This is a genomic window from Rhodanobacter koreensis (genome assembly GCF_054782855.1).
The window spans coordinates 765,130-789,165 of record NZ_BAAGRR010000002.1; the positions used below are offsets into that span (position 1 = coordinate 765,130).

Sequence of the window (24,036 nt, forward strand, 5' to 3'; positions counted from 1 at the left end):
TCAGGGCAGCACCTTGCGGAACGGCTTGACTACGGTTTCGCGATAAACGCCAGCGGCGATATAGGGATCCGCCGCAGCCCAGCTTTCCGCTTCGGCCAGCGAGGCGAACTCGGCCACGATCAGGCTGCCACTGAAACCGGCCGGGCCCGGGTCTTCCGCATCGATCGCGGGAAACGGACCGGCCAGTAACATGCGGCCCTCGTCCTGCAACTGCTGCAGGCGGGCCAGATGTGCCGGCCGCGCGGACTTGCGTGCTTCCAGCGAATTCGCGTTGTCGGTGCCGATGATCGCGTACCACATGGTTCAAGCCTCCGGACGCATATAGGGGAACAGCAGCACATCGCGGATCGACGCCGAATCGGTCAGCAGCATCACCAGCCGGTCGATGCCGATGCCGAGACCGCCGGTCGGCGGCAGACCCACTTCCAGCGCGCGGATGTAGTCGGCATCGAAGTGCATCGCCTCGTCGTCACCGGCATCCTTGGCGTCGACCTGGGCCTGGAAACGTGCGGCCTGATCTTCCGGGTCGTTCAACTCGGAGAAGCCATTGGCGATCTCCTTGCCGTTGACGAACAGCTCGAAGCGATCGGTGATGCCCGCATCGGTATCGCTCTCGCGCGCCAGCGGCGACACCTCGACCGGATGCTGAGTGATGAAGGTCGGCTGGACCAGGGTGTGCTCGACCGTCTTTTCGAAGATTTCCAGCAGCAGCTTGCCCCAACCATAACCCGGCTTGACCTGTGCACCGAGCCGCTTGGCATGGGCCGCCATCGCCTCGCGATCGCGCAATTCTTCGCGGCGAATCTCCGGATTCAGCTCCAGCACCGCGTCTTCCATGCTCCAGCGACGGAACGCCGGGCCGACATCGATATCCGCACCATCCCAATGCAGTTGGGTGCTACCGATCACTGCCTTCGCCGTATCGCGGATCACGCCCTCGGTGAGATCCATGATCTCGGTGTAGGTAGCGTAAGCCTGATACAGCTCCAGCATGGTGAACTCGGGGTTGTGCCGGGTCGACACACCCTCGTTGCGGAAGTTGCGGTTGATCTCGTAGACGCGGTCGAAGCCGCCGACCACGAGGCGCTTGAGGTAAAGCTCGGGCGCCACGCGCAGATAGAGGTCGAGATCCAGCGCATTGTGGTGGGTGATGAACGGCTTGGCCGTGGCGCCGCCGGGGATGATGTGCATCATCGGCGTCTCCACCTCCATGAAGCGGCGGCTCGGCGCTTCCAGCCACTGGCGCATGAAGCCGATGATCTTGGAGCGCTGCATGAAGGTGCGGCGCGCTTCCTCGGTGACGATCAGGTCGACGTAGCGCTGCCGGTAGCGCTGCTCTACGTCGGCCAGGCCGTGGAACTTGTCCGGCAGCGGACGCAGGCTCTTGGTCAGCAGGCGCAGGCCGTCGACGCGCACCGACAACTCGCCGGTCTTGGTGCGCATCAGCACGCCTTCGGCGCCCACGATGTCGCCCACATCCCAGCCCTTGAACGCCTCGTAGGTTTCGCCCAGCGTGCCCTGATGGATGAACAGCTGGATGCGTCCGCTGAAGTCCTGCAATTGCACGAAGCTGACCTTGCCCTGCACGCGCTTGAGCACGATGCGGCCGGCCATCTTCACGCGACGTGCCACCGCATCGATCACCTCGGCCGTCTGCACGTCCTTGTCCGCGAACTCGGCTTGCAGGTCGCCGGCGAAGCTGTCCACCTTGAAGTCGTTCGGGAATGCGATGCCCTGCCCGCGCAGCGCCGTCAGTTTCTCGCGACGCTCGGCGACAAGTCGATTGACGTCTGGCTTGCTCTCGTCGATGGGCAGGGTGTCGACCGGTTCACTCATGGGGATTCCGTTACAGCCGGCGCTCGTAGAGGCGCGGACATTTCTCAGTTTATGGTTGGGTTGCAAATAACACGGCGGGTTCTCTTCGGAACAGCACCGCCCGTCAATCGTCCTTGTGAAACACGTGCTTGACCGCATGCTTGGTCGCATTCCAGCCATCGCGCGCGCCGTGGCCGACGGCGATACCGGCCTTCTTTGCGCCGTGCCCGATGCCGAGGCCGGCATCCTTCCCGGCATGCCCGACCTTGACGGCGACGTGCTTGGTCGCGTGGCCGACATCGCGAGCACCGTTGGCGACGCCGTGGCCGACCGCCTTGGCGTCCTGCTTGACACCCGAGCTCTCCTGCGCGCCAGCCATGCCGTTGAACGCCGCAAGTGCGGCGAATGCGATCAGGATTCCGCAGATCTTCTTGCTGTTCATGCTGTGGCTCCTTGCAGGTGATCGAACCGATTCAACGGATCAGCACTCACGCATCGACGCGCTTGGCGCCCGCTTCCAGGCCGGATTTCAGGCTGGCCTCGATGAACTCGTCCAGGTCACCGTCCAGCACCTTCTGCGTGTCGGTGCGCTCGATGCCGGTGCGCAGATCCTTGATGCGGCTCTGGTCGAGTACATAGTTGCGGATCTGGCTGCCCCAGCCGATATCGGACTTGGTCGCTTCCAGCGCATCCTTCTCGGCGTTGCGCTTCTGCAGCTCAAGCTCGTACAACTTGGCAGCAAGCATCTTCATCGCCGTGTCACGGTTCTGGTGCTGGCTGCGGCCAGTCTGGCACGCCACCACGGTATTGGTGGGGATGTGCGTGATGCGCACCGCCGACTCGGTCTTGTTGACGTGCTGGCCACCGGCGCCGGACGAACGATAGACGTCTGTTCGCAGGTCCGCCGGGTTGATCTCGATGTCGATATCGTCGTCGACTTCCGGCGACACGAACACCGAGGTGAAGCTGGTGTGCCGGCGGTTGTCCGAATCGAACGGGCTCTTGCGCACCAGCCGGTGCACGCCGATTTCGGTCTTCAGCCAGCCGTAGGCATAGTCGCCCTCGACCCGGAACGTGGCGGACTTGATGCCGGCCACGTCACCGCCGCTGACTTCCATCAGCTCGGTCTTCCAGCCACGCGACTCGCACCAGCGCAAATACATGCGCAGCAGCATCTCGGCCCAGTCCTGCGCTTCGGTGCCGCCAGCGCCGGCCTGGATGTCGACGAACGCGTTGGTGGCGTCCATCTTGCCGGAGAACATGCGCTGGAACTCCAGCTTGCTCACCTGTGCTTCGAGCCTGGCCAGGTCGTCGATCACCGATTGCGCCGTCTCGTCGTCACTATCGGCGATCGCCATTTCCAGCAATTCGCTGGCGTCGGTAAGACTGGCGGTCAGCGTGTCGATGCCATTGACGATGGTATGCAGGCGGGCGCGCTCACGACCCAGTTCCTGCGCGCGCGCCGGATCGTCCCAGACGTTCGGGTTTTCCAGTTCGCGGCTTACTTCTTCCAGACGTTCGCTTTTTGTAGCGTAGTCAAAGATACCCCCTAAGCGACTCGACGCGGCCCCTGAGGTCCGCGATCTGCGCGAGGATCGGATTGGTTTCGATCATGGTTCGGCCAATAAGGTTGCTGGCGCCGCAAGACGACGCCGATAAAGCGCTACAGGATAGCAAACACGTCAAGCCAGTGCCTGACTGTGCACACCACGCACCGCCCGTCCCGAGGGATCGGCCGCGCCGGCGAAAGCCGGATCCCAGGCCAGCGCCGCCGGCGACGAGCAGGCAATCGACTTGCCGCCCGGTACCGTGAGCGCGTAGGCCTCGCCGGGGAAGTGCTGTTCGAAGATGCGTCGGTAGAAATACGCCTCTTTGGTCGCTGGCGTGTTGAACGGGTAGCGCGCCGCAGCCGCGGCGAATTCACGATCGCTGACGGCCTGCCCGGCATGCGATTTCAGGCCATCGATCCAGCCGTAGCCAACACCGTCGCTGAACTGCTCCTTCTGGCGCCACAGGATCGAATCCGGCAGTGCACCCTCGAATGCCTCACGCAGCACAGCCTTCTCGATCCGTCCCTGCCCTGCCATCTTGTGCTTCGCATCCAGACCCATCGCCACGTCGATGAACTCCAGGTCGAGGAACGGCACGCGCGCCTCCACACCCCACGCCATCATCGCCTTGTTCGCGCGCAGGCAGTCGTAGCTGTGCAATGCATCGAGCTTGCGCACGGTTTCCTCGTGGAACGCCTCAGCCGATGGTGCCTTGTGAAAGTACAGGTAGCCGCCGAACAGTTCGTCCGAACCCTCGCCCGACAGCACCATCTTCACGCCCATCGCCTTGATCCGTCGCGCCAGCAGATACATCGGCGTGGCGGCCCGGATGGTGGTGACATCGTAGGTCTCGATATGCCGGATCACCTCGGGCAGCGCGTCCAGCCCTTCCCAGAAGCTGTAGACGAAGCCGTGATGCACCGTGCCCAGCGCATCGGCGGCAATCTGGGCTGCGGCCAGATCCGGCGAACCGTCCAGCCCGATCGCGAACGAGTGCAGTCGTGGCCACCATGCTTCGGTGCGATCGCCTTCTTCGATGCGATGACGAGCGAATTGCGCGGCACACGCAGCCACCAGCGAGGAATCCAACCCACCAGAAAGCAGCACGCCGTAAGGGACGTCCGTCATCAGCTGACGATGCACGGCCTGCTCGAAGGCCTGACGCAAGACCGGCGCCGCGACATCGTGGCCTTGCGTATGCGCGTAATCGCGCCACGGCTTGTGATAGTAGCGACACAATTCACCGTCAGCGCTATCGTAGACATGACCTGGCGGAAACGACGCAACGTCGGCGCATATGCCCACGAGTGCCTTCATTTCCGAGGCCACACACAAGCGGCCCTGGGCATCATGCCCCCAGTACAACGGGCAGACCCCGATCGGATCGCGGGCGATCACGTGACGCTGAGTCTCACCGTCCCACAAGGCAAACGCGAAGATGCCATTGAGCTTGCCGACTAGATCAGTGAGTGAGCCAGCTGCGCCCTGTTCGCGATACAGCGCATTGATCACCTCGCAATCCGAGCCAGTGGTGAAGTCATAGGTGCTGGCTCCACGAAGCTGCTGGTGGTTATAGATCTCGCCGTTCACTGCCAGCGCCAGTGCGCCGTCGCGCGAACGCAGCGGCTGCGCTCCGCTGGCCGGATCGACGATGGCCAGCCGCTCGTGTACCAGGATCACCCCGGCGTCGACGTACACCCCGCTCCAGTCGGGTCCGCGATGGCGCTGGCGCTGCGACAGTTCCAGCGCCTGCCGGCGCAACGCGGCCAAGTCATCGCCTGGCTGAAGATCGAACATTCCGAAGATCGAACACATGGTTACTTTCCTTTCGGTTGGTATCGGCTTTGTTGAAAAGTGCGGCCATGGATGGCCGGTTTTGCATTTCGCGAACGGATTCGCGTGAAACAAAAAGCAGAAGGCCCGCACTGGGCGGGCCTTCGTCGCGTATGTTTCTGGAAACCTGAAGCTACGCGAGAGCCCGCCAACGGTTGGCGTTATTGTTCGCGCGATTATTGTTGTTGCCAGCCAGCACGAAGCCTCGCGCGGAAGGCGCGGTGGGAGTCTTTGAGCGGGCAATCATCGGATGCATGGGTCGACTAGAACAGATTGGCCGTCCATACGCAAGCTATCACGGGAATCATTCCTCAGCCCGCTGGCTCGGTAATCCAGCGTTGCGCCTCGTCCAGTTCGTTCAGATGGAACAGTCGGATCTCGGCAGGAACCATGAAGCTCATCGCCGACGTGGTCGTGCGCAGCCACTGCACATCGCTCACCAGCGCCACGCGATCCCAGCCGCTGAAGTGGCGCATGCCCATCTTGACGTCGTCCCACATCGCACCGGGGTCGAAGCCAGTGAAATCCTCGGCGGTAACGTACAGCACGCGCAGCTTGCGGTTGAGCGCAAACGCGGCCTCGACATCCGGCACGATGATGTTTTCGTAATCGGCTGCCGTAACCTGACCATGGGCCCGAAATCCCAGCGTGCCGGCAGGCAATCCTTCGATCTGTGCGATCACGGGTGTTCTCCGTCGACGGTCCGGTCGCCACCATGCGCCAGGCCACGTGAAAAACGTGCGATCAGCGTCAGGTGGCAGGCTCGATGTGCCGCAACAGCAGACGTGGCGTTTCCCGCCCCTGCCAGTCGTTGATGACCAGTTCGTAGACCGCACGCAGCGGCGACGGCGGTGGCTGGCCGTGATACGCGTTGAACATCACGGCGTCATGCAGGCTGCCGTCGCGCGGGTCGCGCAGCTGCAGGCGCAGATGCCGTTCGCCCATCACTTTCCAGCTGGTGCATGCGAACAGGTTCTCGAACAGCGGTTCAGGGAAGGCCTGTCCCCACGGACCGGCTTGGCGCAGTTGCCGAGCCAGCTCCAGCGAGAACGCACCTGCTGGCAGCTCGCCATCGGTGTAGAGCACCGCCTGCAGCCGCTCGGCGTCGATCAGTTCGCGTGCGATCGCGTCGAACGCCGCTGCGAAACGCGGGTAGTCGCAGGTCTTGAGACTCAGTCCTGCCGCCATCGCATGGCCGCCAAAGCGTTCGATCAGCCCCGGCTGACGTGCGTCGATCGCGGCTAGCGCATCGCGGATGTGAAATCCGCTGATCGAGCGCGCCGAGCCACGCAGGTTGTCGATATCGTCCTCGCTGGCCGGTGCGAACGCGATCACCGGGCGATGCAGGCGTTCCTTCAGCTTCGAGGCGACCAGACCCACCACGCCGGCGTGCCAGCTCGGCTCGTACAGGGCCACGCCGACCGCATCGATGTCGGTCATGCCTGCCACCATCTGCTCGGCCTCAGCCACCATCGACGCCTGCAGGTCGCGGCGCTCCAGGTTGATCGCGTTGAGTTGCTCGGCATGGCAGCGTGCCTGCGCCACCTCGTCAGTGAGCAGGCATTCGACGCCGAGGCGCATATCCTCCAACCGTCCCGCCGCGTTCAGGCGCGGGCCGACGACGAAGCCGAGGTCGCTGGAGCACAGCGTGGCCAAGCTGCGCTTGCCGGACTCGACCAGCGCGCTGATGCCGGCACAAGCGTGGCCGCTGCGAATGCGTTGCAACCCTGCCTCGACCAGCACCCGATTGTTGAAATCCAGCGGTACCAGGTCGGCCACGGTGCCCAGTGCAACCAGGTCGAGCAGGCCTGACAGATCCGGCTCTGTACTACCGAACGCGCCTTGCTCGCGCAAATGGGCACGCAGCGCCAGCAGCAGATAGAACATCACACCGACGCCGGCCAGCGCCTTGCTGGGAAAGGCGTCACCAGCAAGATTCGGATTGACCATCGCATCGCAGGCCGGCAACTGTTCGCCTGGCAGATGATGGTCGGTGACGATGACGCGGATACCGCGCGCCTTGGCCGCCGCCACGCCAGCCACACTGGCCACGCCGTTGTCGACGGTGACGATCAGTTGCGGGGTTGGCTGGAGTGATTCGACCAGCGCAGGACTCAGCCCATAGCCGTGGATGAAACGATTGGGGATGGCGTAGCTGACCCGCTTCGCGCCAAGCATTCGCAGGCCACGCACGGCCACCGCAGTGCCAGTGGCACCGTCACAGTCGTAATCGCCCGCGACCAGGATGGTCCAGTCATCACGAATGGCCTCGACCAGCAGGTCGACAGCCTGCGCCATGCCGCCCAGCGTCTGCGGCGACAACATCCGGGCCAGCCGATGTTCGGCCTGGCTGGGATCCAGCACGCCACGGGCGGCGTAGATCTGCTGCAAAACCGGATGCACTGAAGCTGGCCAGCCACCGGGCAAGCCCTTGCTCTCACGTCGGCGCAACTGCAGCGCGCTCAACGCCCTGCCCCGCGCCAGATGCGCCAGCGATGCCATGGTTTGCGCTGCCAGCGCTCGGCGCTGGCGAAATGCAGGACGACCGGCTGCCGATCGAGCAGCGGCTGCAACACCGGCCACCAGCGCGCTGCAATCTCGCCAGCCGGCAGATCCTGCAGGTCAATCAACCAGCCGGTGCTGGCGGCGGCCACGATTTCGGCCGTGCGCGGCTGATGCGCGACACCGGCGTGTGCGGCCAGCGCACGCAACAGCAGGTCGTCGCTGATCACGCCACGCAGATCACTGTACAGGGGGCCCGGCAAGCTGCCACCGCCCCACAGCCACAGACTGTTGACCGGTGCCAGGCCACGTGCACGCCGCTGCGCATTCAGCGGATGCTGGTGCAGCACCACCTGGATTTCGTTGAGTAGCACGCGCCAGCGGCGCCCTTCTGCGCCCGCCGGCAAATGCTGCGAAAGATCCTCGCCCAGCGCCTGCTCGGGTGCGGCAAAGGCAGGCAGCGACGTACCAGGCGGCAGCTTCAGATGCCAGCGATCCGGGGTGGAAATATCCAGCTGCAGGCCGGCCTCGTCGAATACCGGTAGCAACGCGGCAGCCAGCGCCTGGGCCTCGGCCATGTCCAGTTGCAGCTGACCGCAGGCCAGCAGCCGCACGCCGTTCATGTCGGGCTGTACCCAGGCGGGGTCGGCCGCCAGCCAGGTGGCATCACCCGCATCGCCGGCAAGCCATTCGCGGGTCAGCGCCGCCGCCGGCAGTGCCGCATCCACACCCTGGAAATGCTCACCGAGACCACCGAGATAGCCAGCCGTACCCTCGGCCAGGCGATCGGCGCGCGCCAGCAGCTCGCGCAGCGGATGGCCCGGCTCGACATGCGTCAACGCGGGCAGCCATAACGACAGCGATGGCTTCGCGCCAGCGGGCATGCTCAGGCTTCCAGTCGCTCGTACAGCTCCAGCCACTCCGCATCCAGCGCTTCCTTCTCGCGGCGCAGCTCGGTCTGGCGTTGTCCCAGCCGCATCATTTCCTGGGTAGGGCCGTTGTACGTGGCTGGATCAGCCAGCCGGGTTTCCAGCGCGGCCAGTTCGGTTTCGATGGTGGCCGTGCGGGTCTCGATCCGCTTCACCCGCTGGCGTGAGTTCTTCTCGTTCTCGCGCTGGGTGGCCGCGTTGCGGCGACGTTCTTCAGGCGTTTCCTCCGGCACGATCTTGACCACCGGCTTGGTGGCGGTCGAACCTGCCTTTGCGGCCTTCTTGTTAGCAGCGCCGCGCGTTTTCAGCCACTTGGCGTAATCGTCCAGATCGCCGTCGAAGCTTTCCACCACGCCATCGGCGACGCGCCAGAAGCTGTCGCAAACCATGCCGAGCAGATGGCGGTCATGCGAAACCAGCACCAGCGCGCCGTCGAAGTCGGCCAGCGCATCGGCCAGTGCTTCGCGCATGTCCAGGTCGAGATGGTTGGTCGGCTCATCGAGCAGTAGCAGATTGGGTTTTTCCCATGCGATCAGCGCCAGTGCCAGGCGCGCGCGCTCGCCGCCAGAGAACCCGTCGACCGATTCGAACGCCCGATCGCCGGCAAAATTCCAGGTGCCGAGGAAGTCGCGCATGACCTGGGTGGCCACGCCCGGCGCCTTGTCCATCAGGTGATCGAGCGGGCTGGCACCTTCGCGCAGGCTCTCCACCGTGTGCTGGGCGAAATAGCCGATCTTCAGATCCTTGTGCACCTTGCGCTCGCCGCTGAACGGATCGAGCTCGCCGACCAGGGTCTTCACCAGGGTGGATTTGCCGGCGCCGTTGGGGCCTAGCAGGCCGATTCGCTCGCCCGCTTCCAGACTGAAGCCAACATCGCGCAGGACAATGTTGATGCCATCGCCGTCCCGATTCGGGTAGCCGGCCGTGATGTCCTCCAGTTGCAACATCGAATCGGGCAACCGCCCCGGCACCGGAAACTGGAAACTGAAGGGACGCTCGGCACGCACCGCCTCGGTACCAGCCAGCTTCTCCAGCCGCTTCATGCGCGATTGCGCCTGCTTGGCCTTGCTGGCCTTGGCCTTGAAGCGGTCGACGAAGGACTGCAGATGCGCCCGCTCGGCCTGTTCGCGCTCATGCGAGATCTGCTGCTGACGCAACTGCTCGGCACGCAGGCGCTCGAACGCGCTGTAGTTGCCGGTGTACAGCTTTGCCTTGCCGTCGTTGAGGTGCAGCGTGTGGGTGATCACGCCATCGAGGAACTCGCGATCATGCGAGATGATCAGCAAGGTGCCCTGGTAACGGCGCAGCCACTCCTCCAGCCACAGCACGGCGTCGAGATCGAGATGGTTGGTCGGTTCGTCAAGCAGCAGCAGATCGGACGGACACATCAGGGCACGGGCCAGATTCAAGCGTCCGCGCCAGCCGCCGGAAAACTCCTTGACCGCGCGCTCATGCGTTTCCGGCGGAAAGCCCAGGCCATGCAGCAGGCGGCCGGCACGTGCGCGGCCGTCGTAGCCGTTCAGCTCCTCGATGCGGTGGTGCGCCTTCGCCATCGCCTCCATGTCGCCGCGGTCGCCGGCCTCCGCCTCTTCGCGCATTGCATCGGCCAGTTCCTCGTCGCCGCCCAGCACATAGTCGATCGCCGCGTCCGGCAGCGCCGGGGTTTCCTGCGCCACCGAGGCCAACCGCAGCTTGCCTGGCATGTCCAGCTCGCCAGCATCGCTCTCCAGCTTGCCCTGCAGGGCAGCGAACAGGCTGGACTTGCCGCAGCCATTGCGGCCAATCACGCCCAGACGCCAGCCACTCTGGATCACCAGGTCAATATCGGAAAGCAGCAGGCGAGTGCCGCGGCGCAAGGCAAAGTGTCGAAAGGCAATCATGGAAAACAGTATCCAAACCGGGCGGGCAGTCGCTCGCAGCCGCCCATGATAGCGGTGATGGCGCTATTCTCGACGAACCGGCCGGTTATGCCCGCGCGATGGCCGAATGCCCAACCCGTCGCAATCGGCACCCGTCGGCATGGCACAGTCGACATTATGTTTGCCACAACGTAGCGTCATCTGGGTAGTTCTGTTACAACGACGCCGCATACAGCCTTGTCTGGAGAGGGGAGCCATGGTCAAGTTCACGTACAGTTTGCCGGTCTTTGTCATGTTGATCGCTGCCGCCGGTTTTGCCGCGCCGCAGATAGTCCGTGCAGCCCCTAACGGCGACAGCCTGCTGATCCATCGCGTGCAGGAAGAAAAGGGCATGAACCTGCCCAGCCGCGGCATGAGCATGGCCCAGGTCGAGAAAACCTGGGGTGCGCCGCAGCGCAAGCTGTCGCCACGCGGTGGCGACAGCCAGAAGCATCCGCAGATCAATCGCTGGGAATACTCGAACTTCATCGTGTATTTCGAGCATGAACACGTGATCCATTCCGTGCTCAACACCCCTGCCGGCAACAATACCAACCCGACCGCCGCCAACTGACCCTGCTTCCGACGACGCGGCCCGTGGCGACACGGGTCGCTTTTTTGTGTGTGCGACCCTGACCTCGTCGTACAATCCGCAGTCCGACGCCGGCCCCGGCGCTTCCCCCGACTGCTCGAGACACCCCGCATGACCGACCCCTCCTTGCGCCTGCCGGCGGAATGGGAACCGCAGGCCGCGGTACTGATTGCCTGGCCGCATGCCGATACCGACTGGGCCGAGCGCCTGGCCTCGGTGGAAACCACCTACGTGGCGCTGGCCGCAGCGGTCACCCGCTTCCAGTCGCTGATCATCGTGGTGGCTGATGCTGGCCTGCAGGCCCACGTCGAAACCCTGCTGCGTGACGCCAAGGTCGAGCCTGCGCGGATCCGTTTCGTCCAGCTCCCGTACGACGACACCTGGTTGCGCGATTCCGGCCCGATTACGTTGAAAGCCGGCGATGCAGGCTTCCAGCTCACCGACTTCCGTTTCACCGGCTGGGGCGGCAAGTTCGGCGCCGAGCAGGATGACGCGCTGATCGCCGGGCTGATCGACGCCGGTGTCTTCGGTCATGCCGCGCACAAGCGCATCGACTGGGCGCTGGAAGGCGGTGGCATCGAGAGCGATGGCGCGGGCACCGTGCTCACCACCTGGCGTTGCCTGGTACAGCGCCACCCTGAGCAATCGCGCGAGGAGATGAGTGCGATCCTGCGTGACAGCCTGCATGCCGCACGTGTGCTGTGGCTGGATTACGGCTACCTCGAAGGCGACGATACCGATGCGCACATCGACACCCTCGCCCGCTTCGCGCCCGGCGGACGCATCGTGTTCCAGGCCTGCGACGATCCCGGCGATCCGCATCACGACGAACTGCAGCGCATGGGCGCAGAACTGGCCGCGCTGCGTACCGGCGATGACCAGCCGTACCAGCTTTATCCGTTGCCATGGGCACAACCCATCCTCGACGAAGGGCGCCGGCTTGCCGCCTCCTACGCGAACTACCTGATCGTCAACCGCGCCGTGCTGGTGCCGGCCTATGGCGACAAGGCGGACGATGAAGCGGCGCGCATCATCGGCACTGCCCACCCGGGCCGCGAAATCGTGCAGGTACCCTGCCGCCCGCTGATCTGGCAGAACGGCAGCCTGCACTGCATCACCATGCAGCTGCCGGCCGGGCTGCTCTGAGCGATCCGTTCAGGCTCCGTTGCTGCTTTCCGCAGGCGGCTTGCCGTTGCGGAAGAAGCGTTCGCGCACCTTCTCCTCGTTGTGATGGTGCGTGTACGGCTTGAGCAGGTCGTAGCGGGTAACCATGCCCAGCAGCGTGCGGTGGTCCGGGCCGACCACCGGGATGCGGTCGAGTTTCTCCACCGCCGCGCGCACTGCCACGCTCTGGCAGCTTTCGTCGGGCAGCGCGATCACCGGCTCCTTGCCCACCACATCGGCCAGCCGACTGGCACCGTTCGGATCATCTTTCAGCCACTGCACCACGTCTTGCCGATTGACGACGTTGAGCAGGCAGCCGTTATCGTCGATGACGGGGAAAGCACGGTATTTCTGGTCCGCACCGAAGTAGCGATCGGCCAGCTCGCGTACCGTAAGGTCGCTGGGCACGGTCACCATGTCCGTCGTCATCACTTCCTTCACCGCCATGTGTTCGAGACGGTCCACCGAATATTCGCGAAAGATGTCGAATCCGCGCCGTGCGATCTTTTCAGTCAGGATCGAGCGCTTCATCAGGAAAACACTGACCCCGTACGCCATCGTGCAGGCAATCAGCAAGGCTGGCAGCGCGCTGGCGTTGTGGGTGAGTTCAAGCGCGAACAGGATCGCGGTGAACGGCAGCCGCATCACCCCGGCCAGCATCGCTCCCATGCTCAGCAACGGCCACAGCAACGGGTCCGGGCCCGGGAACAGCATCGACTCCAGGCCGCCCAGTCCAGCGCCCAGCGACAGTAACGGCGCCAGTACGCCGCCGGACGTACCCGATCCCAGGTAGATCACCCACATTACCGATTTCACCAGCATGAACACCAGGATCGCCGTGCCGACCATCTGTCCGGTAAGAAGCTGATCGATCACGGTATAGCCCACACCCAGCGCCTGCGGTTCGATGAGGCCACCCACACTCACCGCGATCGCACCGATCAACGGCCACCACATCCAGTGCACCGGCAGCTTGTGGAAGACGTCCTCGGTGCGATAGACCATCGCCGTCAGCAAGGTGGCCAGCAGGCCCGCCAGGAAACCGCACACTGCAGCCATGCCAAACACCGGCAGATTCAGCGCGAATTGCGCGGCGAGCGGAAACAGCGCCGCGGAACCCAGCAGCCACATGCGCAGCACATCGGCCACGAAGCAGGCGATCGCCACCGGAATGGTGCTGCGCGGACGCAGCTCGAACAGCAGCAGTTCCACCGCCAGCAGGGTTGCGGCGATCGGCGTGCCAAACGTGGCCGCCATGCCGGCACAGGCACCGGCCACCAGCAAGGTGCGCCGTTCCATCGAGGTCAGGTAGAACATCTGTCCGAACAGCGAGCCGACTGCGCCACCGGTCATGATGATCGGCCCCTCTGCGCCGAACGGGCCACCGGTGCCGATCGCAATCGCCGATGACAGCGGCTTCAGGATCGCCACCTTCAGCATCATCTTGCTCTTGCGGAACAGGATCGCCTCCAGCGCTTCGGGAATGCCATGACCGCGGATGCGTTCGGTGCCGTAGCGAGCCATCAAGCCCACCAGCAATCCGCCGACCAGCGGTGCCAGCACGATTGCCCAGGTCGAGGCATGCAGTCCTGGCGCCACGAAGGCGAACGAGAGTTGCTGCCGGAACGAGAAGTTGGTGACGAAGCTGATCGCCTTGTACAGCGCAAATGCGACGAATGCGGCCGCGACACCGATGAACACAGCCATCAGGGACAATTTGAGGATGCTGACGGTGGGCCGGAAATCGCTCTGTCTGAGAGTGTCCTGCTTCCAGCGTTCGTAGATGCGCCGGAGAAAGTGTCCAATCCTGCTCATGCTGAACTGATCCCGTGGTTCAAGCCGATGGTGTCAAGCCACGCCGACGCATCCGATGCCTGTTGCCGCCACTCGCCGCCCCGTCGAGTCCGACGTCGCACGATGGTCAGGTTAGCCGAATGGCGTCTGGTTATCAGGTCATTTCGGCGGGGTGCCAGCCTACGCGGTCCGCCTACATGCTCTTCGCTACACTATGTCGCTACACCACTGACGTTCGAACCCCGCCATGACTCGCAAAACCCTCAAGGTTGCCCTGCTGCAGGAAACCGATCGCGGTAGCCGCAACGCCAATCTCGACGCGATCGAGGCCGGCCTGCGTGAAGCCGCGGCGGCCGGCGTCGAGCTGGTGTTGCTGCAGGAGCTGCACAACGGTCCGTATTTCTGCCAGCACGAATCGGTCGATATCTTCGATCAGGCCGAGACGATTCCCGGCCCGGGCACCGCGCGCATCGGCAAGCTGGCCGAGGAACTGAAACTGGTGGTAGTTGCCTCGCTGTTCGAGAAACGCGCCACCGGGCTGTATCACAACACCGCGGTGGTGTTCGATCGCTCGACCGCGATCGCCGGCACCTACCGCAAGATGCACATCCCGGACGATCCGGCGTTCTACGAGAAGTTCTACTTCACGCCCGGCGACCTCGGTTTCGAGCCGATCGACACCTCGGTCGGCCGGCTAGGCGTGCTGGTGTGCTGGGACCAGTGGTATCCGGAAGCAGCACGCCTGATGGCGCTGGCCGGCGCCGAACTGCTGCTCTATCCCACCGCAATCGGCTGGGACCCGAATGACGCGCAGGCCGAAAAGGATCGCCAGCGCGACGCATGGATCACCGTGCAGCGCGGCCACGCGGTCGCCAACGGCCTGCCCCTGCTCTCGTGCAACCGCACCGCCTACGAGGCTGATCCCTCCGGTGTCGGCGCCGGCATCCAGTTCTGGGGTTCCAGTTTCGTTGCCGGCCCGCAGGGCGAGTTCCTGGCCCAGGCCGGCACCGACCAGCGCGAACTGCTACTGGCCGAAGTCGATCTGGCGCGCAGCGAGCACGTGCGACGGATCTGGCCGTTCCTGCGTGATCGGCGCATCGACGCGTACGCCGATCTGCTCAGGCGTTTTCGTGACTGAAGGGAATCTCGAAATCTTCACAAGGACGTCATTACGGCTTGCGCAGGAATGATGACAAAAATGGGTTGTTCAAGATCCCTTGACGCCGAGTCAATGCGTTTCCGTCCAGCTTGTTCCGTGTGGCTGCCACCCCCATGATTTGTGTTCCCCCCGAGACCGGCCTGCTGATCGCATGAGTGTTCCCGAAACCGACCTTGCCCTGTTGCCTGCCCTGCAGGGCCAGCCGATCGAACGCGTGCAGCGCGATGGCGTGGAATATGTCGTGCTGGGCACCGCACATGTTTCACGCAGCAGCGTGGAAGCAGTCGATGCGCTGCTGGAACACGAACACTTCGACGCGGTAGCGGTGGAGCTGTGCGACAGCCGCGCGCAGAGCATGCGCGATCCGGAAGCGTTCAAGCAGATGGACCTGTTCAAGGTGATCCGCCAGGGCAAGGCTGGCATGGTCGCCGCCAGCCTGGTGCTGTCGACCTTCCAGAAACGCCTCGCCGACCAGTCCGGCATCCAGCCTGGTGCCGAGATGAAGGCCGCGATGGATGGCGCCGATCAGCGTGGCCTGCCGTTGTGGCTGGTCGACCGTGAAGTCGGCACCACGCTGAAGCGTGCCTGGCACAGCGTCGGCTTCTGGCAGCGTTTCGGCCTGCTCGGTGGCCTGCTGGCCAGCGTGTTCGAGCGTGAAGAGATCGAACAGGGCGAGATCGAGAAACTGAAGCAAGGCGATCTGCTGGAAAGCGCGTTCAGCGAATTCGCCAGCGAATCGAAACCGCTCTTCCAGAGCCTGATCAGCGAGCGCGACGCCTTCATGGCTGCACGCCTGCGCGAAGAAGCCGCGAGATCGGCGACCGGCGAACCGCGCCGCGTGCTGGTGGTGATCGGTGCCGGTCACCTCAAGGGACTGTCCACCCTGTTGCGCGAACAGCAGAATGACCCCGCCAGCAAGGTGGCCGAACTGGCCGCCGCGCCACCCAAGGCCCGCTGGCCGAAATGGCTGGCGGTAGGCCTGGTGCTGCTGGTGTTCGGAGCAATTGCCTGGGCGTTCCACCGCAATGCCGCACTGGGCACGCAAGCCCTCACCGCCTGGGTACTGTTTACAGGCGGCTTCGCCGCACTCGGCGCGGTGGCTGCAGGCGGTCATCCACTCAGCATCCTTGCGGCTTTCATCGCCGCACCGATCAAACCGTTCCGCCCCGGCATTCCCGCCGGCGGCATCAGCGCGATGGCCGAAGCCTGGGTGCGTCGCCCGCGCGTGGTCGACTTCGACACCTTGCGCGACGACATCGTGCACTGGAGCGGCTGGTGGAAAAACCGCGTCGCACGCACCCTGCTCAACTTCTTCCTGGTCAGCGTCGGCACGATCATCGGCGAGTACAGCGCCGGCATCCACATCTTCAAGAGCCTGTTCTGACCCGCATGACGCGCTGAGCCGAAAGCGGTCGCATGTTACGATGCGCGCCGCCTGCAGCTTGCCGTGCGGCGCGCTCGAACATCCGGCCCGGATGGCGAAACTGGTATACGCAAGGGACTTAAAATCCCTCGGCCGCAAGGCCATGCGGGTTCGACCCCCGCTCCGGGCACCAAAAGACTGTTTCACACCATCGCAGGCCATCCATTGTCGTGATCATGGATGGACTGACCGGTCGCTCTCTTGATTACTGTTGGCTGCTGTTCCGCTTGCGTGAATATTCCATTCTCGCCTTGACCAGCCAGAGCGTCACTGCAGCCAACGTCAGGATCAGCGCCACCGATCTGACATGCAACTGATAGAGCGCCATGGCGCCGATGATGAGTGGTGCCGCAATCATCTCCAGCAGCCAGATTCTGGCCAATCCGGGATCGAGATCCGGGGCCAGGTCTGCGATGAATGCCACATGGACCCACAAGATCGCCATGCAGCTGAACGTGGCAGTGACCGCCAGGGCATAGACCACGAATGCCTCATCCTGACTCGAATCGGTGAGGGCAAAGCGAACTACCACCGGCATCAACGCCACCAGGCTGAGCAGCACGAAGTTGATCCCGGTACCGATGCCATCGATATCCCGTAAATGAGCCACGATGCGTCGATGATTGATCCAGATCACCCCGATCAGGATGAAGCTCAGGAAATAGACGGCCAATGGCACCGACCATGCCTGCCATAGCGATTGGTCGGGCTTGAGATCGGGGCGGATCTCAATCGCGGATAACGTGATCGCAATGGCGAAAATGCCATCGGACAACATGATCAGTCGATCAAGGTGACGCTGGCCTACATGCCGCTCCTCGACCGGTTCATCCACACGGCTGTTCATGCAGTGCTGTCTCCATGGCGAAAGTGATCTGGAAGGCATCATGCCGCAGCTTCAATCACGATGCCTACCCGACGCGGGACGCGTCTGGCCTTCCCCACGATCGATGAATCGTGCGGAGCCAGTCTGGATACTTTGGCAACGCGGCTCGGGTTTGCCACCTCTCCCAGTGGGCATGCGCCAGGCACCTGTATTCACCTTGTAATAACGAAAGTCGCATCATGCTTCTTCCATCCAAACAGCGAGGAGACCGTCATGGGAATTCTGGATACCCTGGGTGAGGTTGCAGGTGCAGTGGCCGCGGTCGAAGGTGCGGAAAAGCTCGATCCGAATGCGGGCCTGCTGACGAAAGGCATCGCCGCTGTTGCCGGCTTCAAGGGCGCTGGTGCGCTCGAATCGCTCGTCGGCAAGAAGGAAGGCGAGGCCGAATCGACCGAAGTCGATCCGCAGGCCACCGACTCGCAAGCCTGACGCCACGAATCGATCATTCCCGGGCCAGCCGCCTGCCAGCGGCTGGCCCTTTTGTTTTCAGGTGGATCGTCGGGCGCCCGGGTTGTCACCGGGAAACCGGGCAATGGCATGCTGCGCAGCTTCTTCGAACGAGCTCGCCACCAGATTGACCTCGGGGCTGACCGCGACGGGTTCCGAAGCTGCCAGCAATTCCGGCAGAACCACGGCGACGAGGCATGCTTCGGGGAATCGACGGCGCATTTCCATCGCCACCGAATCGCCACGCTCCCGTTCCTTGCTCGCGGCAGCACTGACGATGTAGAGCATGGAGACCCCGTTCGGTGTCGCGTCCGGCGGTGGTTCGGCCTCGAAGGCCTCGATATCCTCGATCGACAGATGGCGTCCATCGATACTCAGATCGCGCAGGACGCGGGCGAGGATTTCGGTGGCCAGGTCATCGCTGTTTGACCCAAGGCCCACGCAAAGCACCACGGATCCCGGAGCTACCGCCAGCGGGCCTTGCCAGCGCCCGCTGACTGCCTCGCGCTGTTGGCGCAGGAGACGGCCGAGATTCGGGTCGTCGAGCACGGAAGCATGCCGATGCCAGCGGGATCGCTGGTGTGCCTCTCCGCTGAGCGCTTCGAGGACTCGCACGATCGCGCCGCGCGCCTTGACTTGCTGCTCCGGACTGATGGCGCCCTGCGCCAGATCGATGCGCGCGAGCTGCAAGGCCGGCAGCAGAACCGCATCGCAATAGGCGGCGAACGATTTGCGCTTCAGGAAAATGCGTGCGCCCGCAATGATCTCGTCGGAATCGCCGGAGAGCGCGCGCTGGTAGAGCCGTTGCGGCATCGTCAGCGCCGGCGTGTCGCCCAGCAGGATGTCGAGCAGGTTCAACGCCTTGACGTGACGCCCGGCGACCACCAGGCACAGGGTCAATGGCGTCGACACGATCAGCCCGACCGGTCCCCACAGCCAGCTCCAGAAGATCGCTGCAACGACCACCGCCAGCGGCGACAGTCCGGTGGTGTGTCCATACAACTGCGGCTCCACCAGCTGTGAAGTGATGGTTTCCACGACGGCATACAGGCCGAGGGTCATCAGCATGAGTGACCAGCCGGGGCCGACCGCCGCTGCGAGCAGCGTGGCCAGCATGGCCGCCAGCCAGACGCCCACATAGGGCACAAACCGCAGCACGGCCGTGAGGGCGCCCCAGAGCGGGGCATCGGGAACACCGATGATCGCCAGCCCCGCCCAGATCACCACGCCTACGCCGAAGTTGACCGAGAACTGCGAGACGAAGAACCGTGACAGGCGCTCCCCGGCATCATTGATCGCCGTCGTCGTTGCACGCAGGTCCGTGCCACCCGCCAGACGAATAAAGCGATCCCGCAAGGACTCGTGTTCAAGCAGGACGAAAACGAGGACGACCAGCACGATACCGGTCGTCTGCAGTGGTACCCAGATCGAGGAAAGGATACGGGTGATCACCGCCATCGGCTCGGCGGATGATGCATGCACCTCCGCCGGAGTCGCACTTGTCGGGGAAGCCACGCCTCGCTGAGGGTTGGCAGGTGCCGCGGGCACGCCGGTATCGCGATCCTCGAGCTGGCGCATCACCCGGCCGGCCTCGCCCTGCATCGCTTCCATGCGACCGACCGTCATGGCCCGCACTGTCTGGACCTTGGAGTGGATCGTCGCCTCGTACTGTGGGAGGCTCCCACCCAGGTGCACCACCTGCGAGCCGATCACGGTGGCCAGTCCGACCAGAAACAGGGCAAGCGCAAGGACCGCGATCAGCACGGACGGTGCGTGACCCAGCCCGATCCGCCGCAACCCGCGTATCAATGGAGCCATCAACAGGCTCAGGATGAATGCGAGGGTGATCGGAATCAGTACTTCCCTGCCGAAATACAGCAGCGCCAGCACGGTGGCACTGGCCATGATGGTGATTGCACGATGGCTTGCCGAGGTGACCGGCAACGGATCGGGCCCCGAAGACATGGAACAATCCCTCGTCTGTGTGGTTTGTGCTGCCGGAATCTTCAAGTGGCCGACATGCGATGCGCGCCACCGCACCCCATGCACGGGATCAATATACCCCGGCAAGGTTCATATCCTAGCTGCATGCATTGGGCAGCAGACGGCTGACCATCCGGTTACCTCTGCACCCCGGAGCGCGAAGCTGCATGAATTATCTAGCGGGAAGACGCGCTGCCCGCACCGATGCGTATCGCCCTGGAGAAATCATCATCGGGCTTGCTGTCCCTTGCCCGCTCGGTGATGCGGCCACGTTGTCGTAGTTCGTCGACCGGCACGCTTCGATCCAGCGCACCCACCTTGTACAGGTATTCCGGCAGATAGCCGGTCAGCAGCAGACGGATGTCCCGTGGCAAGCCAGGATCGATCTGCCGGGCCATGCGGTAGACGATGGTTGTGCAGTTCGAGGTGATCGTGTTGTAGAACGCCGGCGTGACGGCCAGCCTGTTCGCGGCCTGCACGTAGGAGACGAACAGCGCACGCATGGCAGGCTTGTCCATGCGCAGCGGATACAGGTAGTCGTCTTCGCCACGTACATTGGTGCGGACGCGGATGATGTCACGCTCGTCGGCGGCGATCAGGATCGTTTCGAACTGCTTGAAGAAGCCGCCGATCGCGGAATACTGCTGCCCTCGCTTCTTGCGGATTTCCACCGAGAAGACCACGTGACTGCCGTCTTCGAAGCCGAAGGAGATCATCGCGTGCGCGATGGCCGCACTGCCCCAGTAGGACAACACGGCATCGGCCGAGGCCAGCTGATCCAGATCGTAGTGGCGGGTCTCCCAGCGCGGGTCGTAGTCGTCGTCTGTGCGCCAGGTGAAATCGCGCACGTTGCTCAGAGTGACCTGGTTGCCTGCCACCGTACCGGTGAGCAGGCGGGACGTGTCGTCCGCCCAGATCCGGTTGTTCGAAGGTGCGATGCTCGCCCACCAGAACAGCAGCAAGGCATAGATGACCGCATAGACAGCAAGCGGAAGCCAGCTGCGCCGGGTGATCGCTAGCGTGACGAGGACGATCACCACGATCACCCAGGCCGCACTGCCGATCGTCCGGCTGATCAGGTTGCCCGGCAACTGGTACCAGAGTGCAAGAGCGCCCCACACGCCCGAGCAGAACGTGACCAACGTCATCACGACGATGAGGGCGATCCTGCCGATCATCCAGAGCTTGTTCGTCATTTCGTTTCCGACAGGCCGGCCAATGCTCCAAGCGTGCCGCTTTGGACGGGTGAAGACAACGATGGCCGCTGCATGCGCTGCCCGGAAACTCAGAATCAAGCACCGGGAGATTCGATCCCATGAACTCCCCTGCCATGGCTACAATCCCGTAATCACCCGGCTGAGTGAACCAGGCGCAGCATGAAACGTGGAACGCACACCCGGGCTTTGCGATGTGCTGCCATTGTCGTGCTGCTCTGCCTGCATGGCTGCGCGATGGTCGACATGAGTCGCGTCAAGCCGCACGACTACGTCAATGAGCGGCGCGCCGATGTGATCGGTGCCGACCGGCTGAGCGATCGCACGGTGCAGACACTCAACGTCGTGGCGCTGACCGTCGACAGCTGTCAACGCGAATTCGTCATCTGCACGGATACCGTTGCGAGCTCGCCGGGGTTGAATGACGAACAGCGGTTGTCCGCACTCGCCGAACTATGGCTGGGCAAGGCGATCAGGACCGATCGCGCCAAGTCCAGCAGCTTGATGGAGGATCAGACCCTCGATGCGTTCCTGCAGTCCGCGCGTTATGCCTACGCCTACCTGTTCTACACCGCGCGGGCACCAGCGGAACGCGCTTTCGCGCTGCGTCAGGTACAGGTGATCGGTTTTTACAATTTTGCCGTGCAGCGCGCGGTAAGCCGCTTCTTCCAGGAGCTGCCGCAGCTGGGGACGCAGTGGACGCAGACCACGCTGGCCGGCTGGACCGTCATGCGTCCGCAGACGGACCTGCGGCTGGCGGACAACGCACGCGTACCGGTGGAACTCCTTCCCGCCGCCGATCTGCGTTTCAAGGGATTGCGCAATATCTATCAGCGCGACGGTTTCGGCTCGGACTTTGTCGCCGTGGCGCCACAGGATACGCAGGTCGATGACGTGCTGTGGCGCGAACCCGACTACGCCTCGATGACCGGCGCTCTGGTCTTCGACGGCAGCACGCTGGACGAGGTGCTGGCGACGAAGCAGGTCCGGCTGCTGGCGCGTGATCCCTATCGCGACGACACCATCACGATCGGCGGCCACACCGTGCCGCTGGGTGCCAACTTCACCGCCGCCTATGGTGTCTGGCTGGCCCGCTCGGGCTTCGCCAGCCAGTCGATCCGCTCCCTGCTGGGCCGCGAAGGCGGCATCACGACACCACGCGTGCTCATGATGCAGCCCTATGACCCCAACCGTCTGACCGTAGTGATGCTGCACGGGCTGGGCAGCAGCCCCGAGGCATGGATCAACGTGGCGAACGAAGTCATGGGGGACGAGGAGCTGCGCCGCAACTTCCAGGTGTGGGAGATCTACTACCCCACCAACGCGCCGGTCGCGGTCAACCTGGCGAATATCCGCAAGGCGCTGGATGCCACGCTGCGGCACTTCGACCCGTCCGGCCATGCGCGCGCGTCGCAGAACATGGTGCTGATCGGCCACAGCATGGGTGGACTGATCGCACGGCTGCTGGTGTCGTCAAGCGATGACCGGTTGTGGAACGTCGTTCCTGCGCGTACGGACCTGTCGCCGGCAAAACGGGCCCGGCTGCACGCACGTCTTGCGCCCTATCTGCAGTTCACCCCGATGCCGCAGGTGACCCGCGCCGTCTTCCTGGCCGCACCGCATCGCGGCACGCCCTACGCGAAGCATCGACTGGCACGCCTGATCGGCAACCTGATCCGTCTGCCTGGCAGCGTACTGAAAGAAGTGGCTGGACTTTCCGACTTGCTGAAGGACGATACCAACAAGGGCTCGCCGCTGCGCATACCCAACGGTATCGATAACCTCAGCGATACCGATCCGTTCATCGTCGCCGCCGCGGACCTGCCGATCTCGCCACGTGTGCACTATCACACGATCGTCGGCGTCTACAAATCGAAAGGGCCGCTGCAGGACAGCAGCGACGGCCTGGTTCCCTACAGGAGTGCGCACCTGGACGGTGCCGATTCCGAACTCGCCATCCCCTCGTGGCACAGCGTGCAGGAGACCCCTGCCGCAATCCTGGAACTGCGCCGGATTCTCCGGCTGCACATCGCGGCGTTGCAGGAAGCCCGGCGATAACCGACGCGTGCGTTTTGCAGGCCATGGGCAAATCCGGTGGACGCCTGTCGGCCCTGCCACTGAACTTGCGCAATCCCGGATCAATGCGGACGCGGTGGGCCAGGACGGCAAAACTCCCTGATCGCGCTCGACCACGGTACCCCTCGAACGACGTAGGGGTATTCCCCAGATGCAACTGATGGCGGCCGTCCGGACGTAGCCAGGTGTGGTTCGCCGCATTCCCATGGTGCAGGCAACAAAAAACCCGCCAGTGGCGGGTTTCGAGGGCTGTGACAGCCTTTGCGCAATGGAGGCCTAGGTCGGAATCGAACCGGCGTACGCGGCTTTGCAGGCCGCTGCATGACCACTCTGCCACCAGGCCATTGCTTGGTGCGCCGCGACCATGATGATCGTGGCTTGCCTCTAAAAAACAAAACCCCGGTGAGCCGAGGCTGTTGCTTGAAACTGGAGCGGGAAACGAGACTCGAACTCGCGACCCCGACCTTGGCAAGGTCGTGCTCTACCAACTGAGCTATTCCCGCATCGGAGCCGTGAATGATAGCAGAACGATAACCGTTGTGAATAGCCGCGATCGCGTCTTGTCGATCCGATTTTGCCGGATTCCACCGATCGGTCCGGTGCATCGCCTGAAACAGCAAAGCCCCGAACTGGTCGGGGCTTTGCTTGAAAACTGGAGCGGGAAACGAGACTCGAACTCGCGACCCCGACCTTGGCAAGGTCGTGCTCTACCAACTGAGCTATTCCCGCATCGGAGCCGCGCATTCTAATACGTGAATGCGGATCGTCAAG

General features: G+C 63.7%; 19 protein-coding genes and 4 tRNA genes. 7 read left to right on the top strand and 16 right to left on the bottom strand.

The genetic code is table 11. The features are described 5' to 3' along the window. The 9 genes from ACYVKM_RS09300 to ACYVKM_RS09340 form a co-directional block, all read right to left on the bottom strand. Complete coding sequence (locus tag ACYVKM_RS09300; protein WP_460877317.1) at positions 1-300, bottom strand: YciI family protein; 300 nt, start codon at positions 298-300, stop codon at positions 1-3. Between the two features lie 3 nt (positions 301-303). Beyond that, on the bottom strand, positions 304-1,836 hold the full coding sequence (gene lysS / locus ACYVKM_RS09305; RefSeq protein ID WP_460877318.1) for a lysine--tRNA ligase: 1,533 nt from the start codon (positions 1,834-1,836) through the stop codon (positions 304-306). Positions 1,837-1,939: 103 nt separating this feature from the next. Further along, on the bottom strand, positions 1,940-2,257 hold the full coding sequence (locus ACYVKM_RS09310) for a hypothetical protein (RefSeq protein ID WP_460877319.1): 318 nt from the start codon (positions 2,255-2,257) through the stop codon (positions 1,940-1,942). 46 nt (positions 2,258-2,303) lie between these two features. Then, positions 2,304-3,429, bottom strand: a protein-coding gene (gene prfB, locus ACYVKM_RS09315) for a peptide chain release factor 2 (RefSeq protein ID WP_460877320.1) whose coding sequence is annotated in 2 segments (ribosomal slippage) — positions 2,304-3,353 and positions 3,355-3,429 — 1,125 coding nt in all. Because the reading frame shifts where the segments join, the coding sequence is not laid out codon by codon here. Positions 3,430-3,497: 68 nt separating this feature from the next. Next, complete coding sequence (asnB, locus tag ACYVKM_RS09320) at positions 3,498-5,180, bottom strand: asparagine synthase B (RefSeq protein WP_460877321.1); 1,683 nt, start codon at positions 5,178-5,180, stop codon at positions 3,498-3,500. Between the two features lie 329 nt (positions 5,181-5,509). After that, positions 5,510-5,881, bottom strand: a complete 372-nt coding sequence (locus ACYVKM_RS09325; protein ID WP_460877322.1) for a SpoIIAA family protein — start codon at positions 5,879-5,881, stop codon at positions 5,510-5,512. Between the two features lie 67 nt (positions 5,882-5,948). Beyond that, a complete protein-coding gene (recJ, locus tag ACYVKM_RS09330) occupies positions 5,949-7,700 on the bottom strand; it encodes a single-stranded-DNA-specific exonuclease RecJ (RefSeq protein ID WP_460877323.1) in 1,752 nt (583 codons plus the stop codon). Further along, positions 7,661-8,584 (bottom strand): phosphoglycerate mutase, encoded by a 924-nt coding sequence (locus ACYVKM_RS09335; RefSeq protein WP_460877324.1) that lies wholly within the window; start codon positions 8,582-8,584, stop codon positions 7,661-7,663. Before ACYVKM_RS09335 ends, recJ begins: the two co-directional genes overlap by 40 nt. Before the next feature lie 2 nt (positions 8,585-8,586). Continuing rightward, entirely contained in the window at positions 8,587-10,509 is a 1,923-nt protein-coding gene (locus tag ACYVKM_RS09340) for an ABC-F family ATP-binding cassette domain-containing protein (RefSeq protein WP_460877325.1), read from the bottom strand. 235 nt (positions 10,510-10,744) lie between these two features. Here ACYVKM_RS09340 and ACYVKM_RS09345 point away from each other — a divergent pair, with 235 nt between their 5' ends. Both ACYVKM_RS09345 and ACYVKM_RS09350 read left to right on the top strand, forming a co-directional pair. Next, positions 10,745-11,101 (top strand): hypothetical protein, encoded by a 357-nt coding sequence (locus ACYVKM_RS09345; protein ID WP_460877326.1) that lies wholly within the window; start codon positions 10,745-10,747, stop codon positions 11,099-11,101. Between the two features lie 129 nt (positions 11,102-11,230). Further along, positions 11,231-12,265 (top strand): agmatine deiminase family protein, encoded by a 1,035-nt coding sequence (locus tag ACYVKM_RS09350; protein ID WP_460877327.1) that lies wholly within the window; start codon positions 11,231-11,233, stop codon positions 12,263-12,265. Positions 12,266-12,274: 9 nt separating this feature from the next. Here ACYVKM_RS09350 and ACYVKM_RS09355 read toward each other — a convergent pair whose 3' ends face one another. Further along, a complete protein-coding gene (locus ACYVKM_RS09355) occupies positions 12,275-14,098 on the bottom strand; it encodes a chloride channel protein (protein WP_460877328.1) in 1,824 nt (607 codons plus the stop codon). 226 nt (positions 14,099-14,324) lie between these two features. Here ACYVKM_RS09355 and ACYVKM_RS09360 point away from each other — a divergent pair, with 226 nt between their 5' ends. The 3 genes from ACYVKM_RS09360 to ACYVKM_RS09370 all read left to right on the top strand — a co-directional run bounded on the left by ACYVKM_RS09360 (position 14,325) and on the right by ACYVKM_RS09370 (position 16,792). Then, positions 14,325-15,215 carry a carbon-nitrogen hydrolase gene (locus ACYVKM_RS09360; protein WP_460877329.1) on the top strand — a complete coding sequence of 297 codons (891 nt, stop codon included), beginning with the start codon at positions 14,325-14,327 and terminating at the stop codon, positions 15,213-15,215. A 172-nt stretch (positions 15,216-15,387) separates the two neighbouring features. Further along, a complete protein-coding gene (locus ACYVKM_RS09365) occupies positions 15,388-16,620 on the top strand; it encodes a TraB/GumN family protein (protein ID WP_460877330.1) in 1,233 nt (410 codons plus the stop codon). A gap of 85 nt (positions 16,621-16,705) precedes the next feature. After that, positions 16,706-16,792: transfer RNA gene (locus ACYVKM_RS09370), tRNA-Leu, on the top strand. A 72-nt stretch (positions 16,793-16,864) separates the two neighbouring features. Here ACYVKM_RS09370 and ACYVKM_RS09375 read toward each other — a convergent pair. Next, positions 16,865-17,494 (bottom strand): TMEM175 family protein, encoded by a 630-nt coding sequence (locus ACYVKM_RS09375; protein ID WP_460877331.1) that lies wholly within the window; start codon positions 17,492-17,494, stop codon positions 16,865-16,867. A gap of 264 nt (positions 17,495-17,758) precedes the next feature. Between ACYVKM_RS09375 and ACYVKM_RS09380 the strand changes: the two genes are divergently transcribed. Continuing rightward, on the top strand, positions 17,759-17,974 hold the full coding sequence (locus tag ACYVKM_RS09380; protein ID WP_460877332.1) for a hypothetical protein: 216 nt from the start codon (positions 17,759-17,761) through the stop codon (positions 17,972-17,974). Between the two features lie 57 nt (positions 17,975-18,031). Here the strand turns inward: ACYVKM_RS09380 and ACYVKM_RS09385 are convergent, their stop codons facing one another. After that, the gene (locus ACYVKM_RS09385) at positions 18,032-19,957 is read right to left on the bottom strand and encodes an AI-2E family transporter (protein ID WP_460877333.1); all 1,926 of its coding nucleotides are present in this window, start codon (positions 19,955-19,957) and stop codon (positions 18,032-18,034) included. A 194-nt stretch (positions 19,958-20,151) separates the two neighbouring features. Further along, positions 20,152-21,171 (bottom strand): Lnb N-terminal periplasmic domain-containing protein, encoded by a 1,020-nt coding sequence (locus tag ACYVKM_RS09390; RefSeq protein WP_460877334.1) that lies wholly within the window; start codon positions 21,169-21,171, stop codon positions 20,152-20,154. 180 nt (positions 21,172-21,351) lie between these two features. Here ACYVKM_RS09390 and ACYVKM_RS09395 point away from each other — a divergent pair, with 180 nt between their 5' ends. Beyond that, complete coding sequence (locus tag ACYVKM_RS09395; protein ID WP_460877335.1) at positions 21,352-23,247, top strand: esterase/lipase family protein; 1,896 nt, start codon at positions 21,352-21,354, stop codon at positions 23,245-23,247. A gap of 287 nt (positions 23,248-23,534) precedes the next feature. Here the strand turns inward: ACYVKM_RS09395 and ACYVKM_RS09400 are convergent. The 3 genes from ACYVKM_RS09400 to ACYVKM_RS09410 all read right to left on the bottom strand — a co-directional run bounded on the left by ACYVKM_RS09400 (position 23,535) and on the right by ACYVKM_RS09410 (position 23,994). Beyond that, a tRNA-Cys gene (locus ACYVKM_RS09400) sits at positions 23,535-23,608 on the bottom strand. A gap of 84 nt (positions 23,609-23,692) precedes the next feature. Continuing rightward, positions 23,693-23,768 (bottom strand) — tRNA-Gly (locus ACYVKM_RS09405). Positions 23,769-23,918: 150 nt separating this feature from the next. Continuing rightward, positions 23,919-23,994: transfer RNA gene (locus ACYVKM_RS09410), tRNA-Gly, on the bottom strand. Between the last annotated feature and the right edge of the window lie 42 nt (positions 23,995-24,036).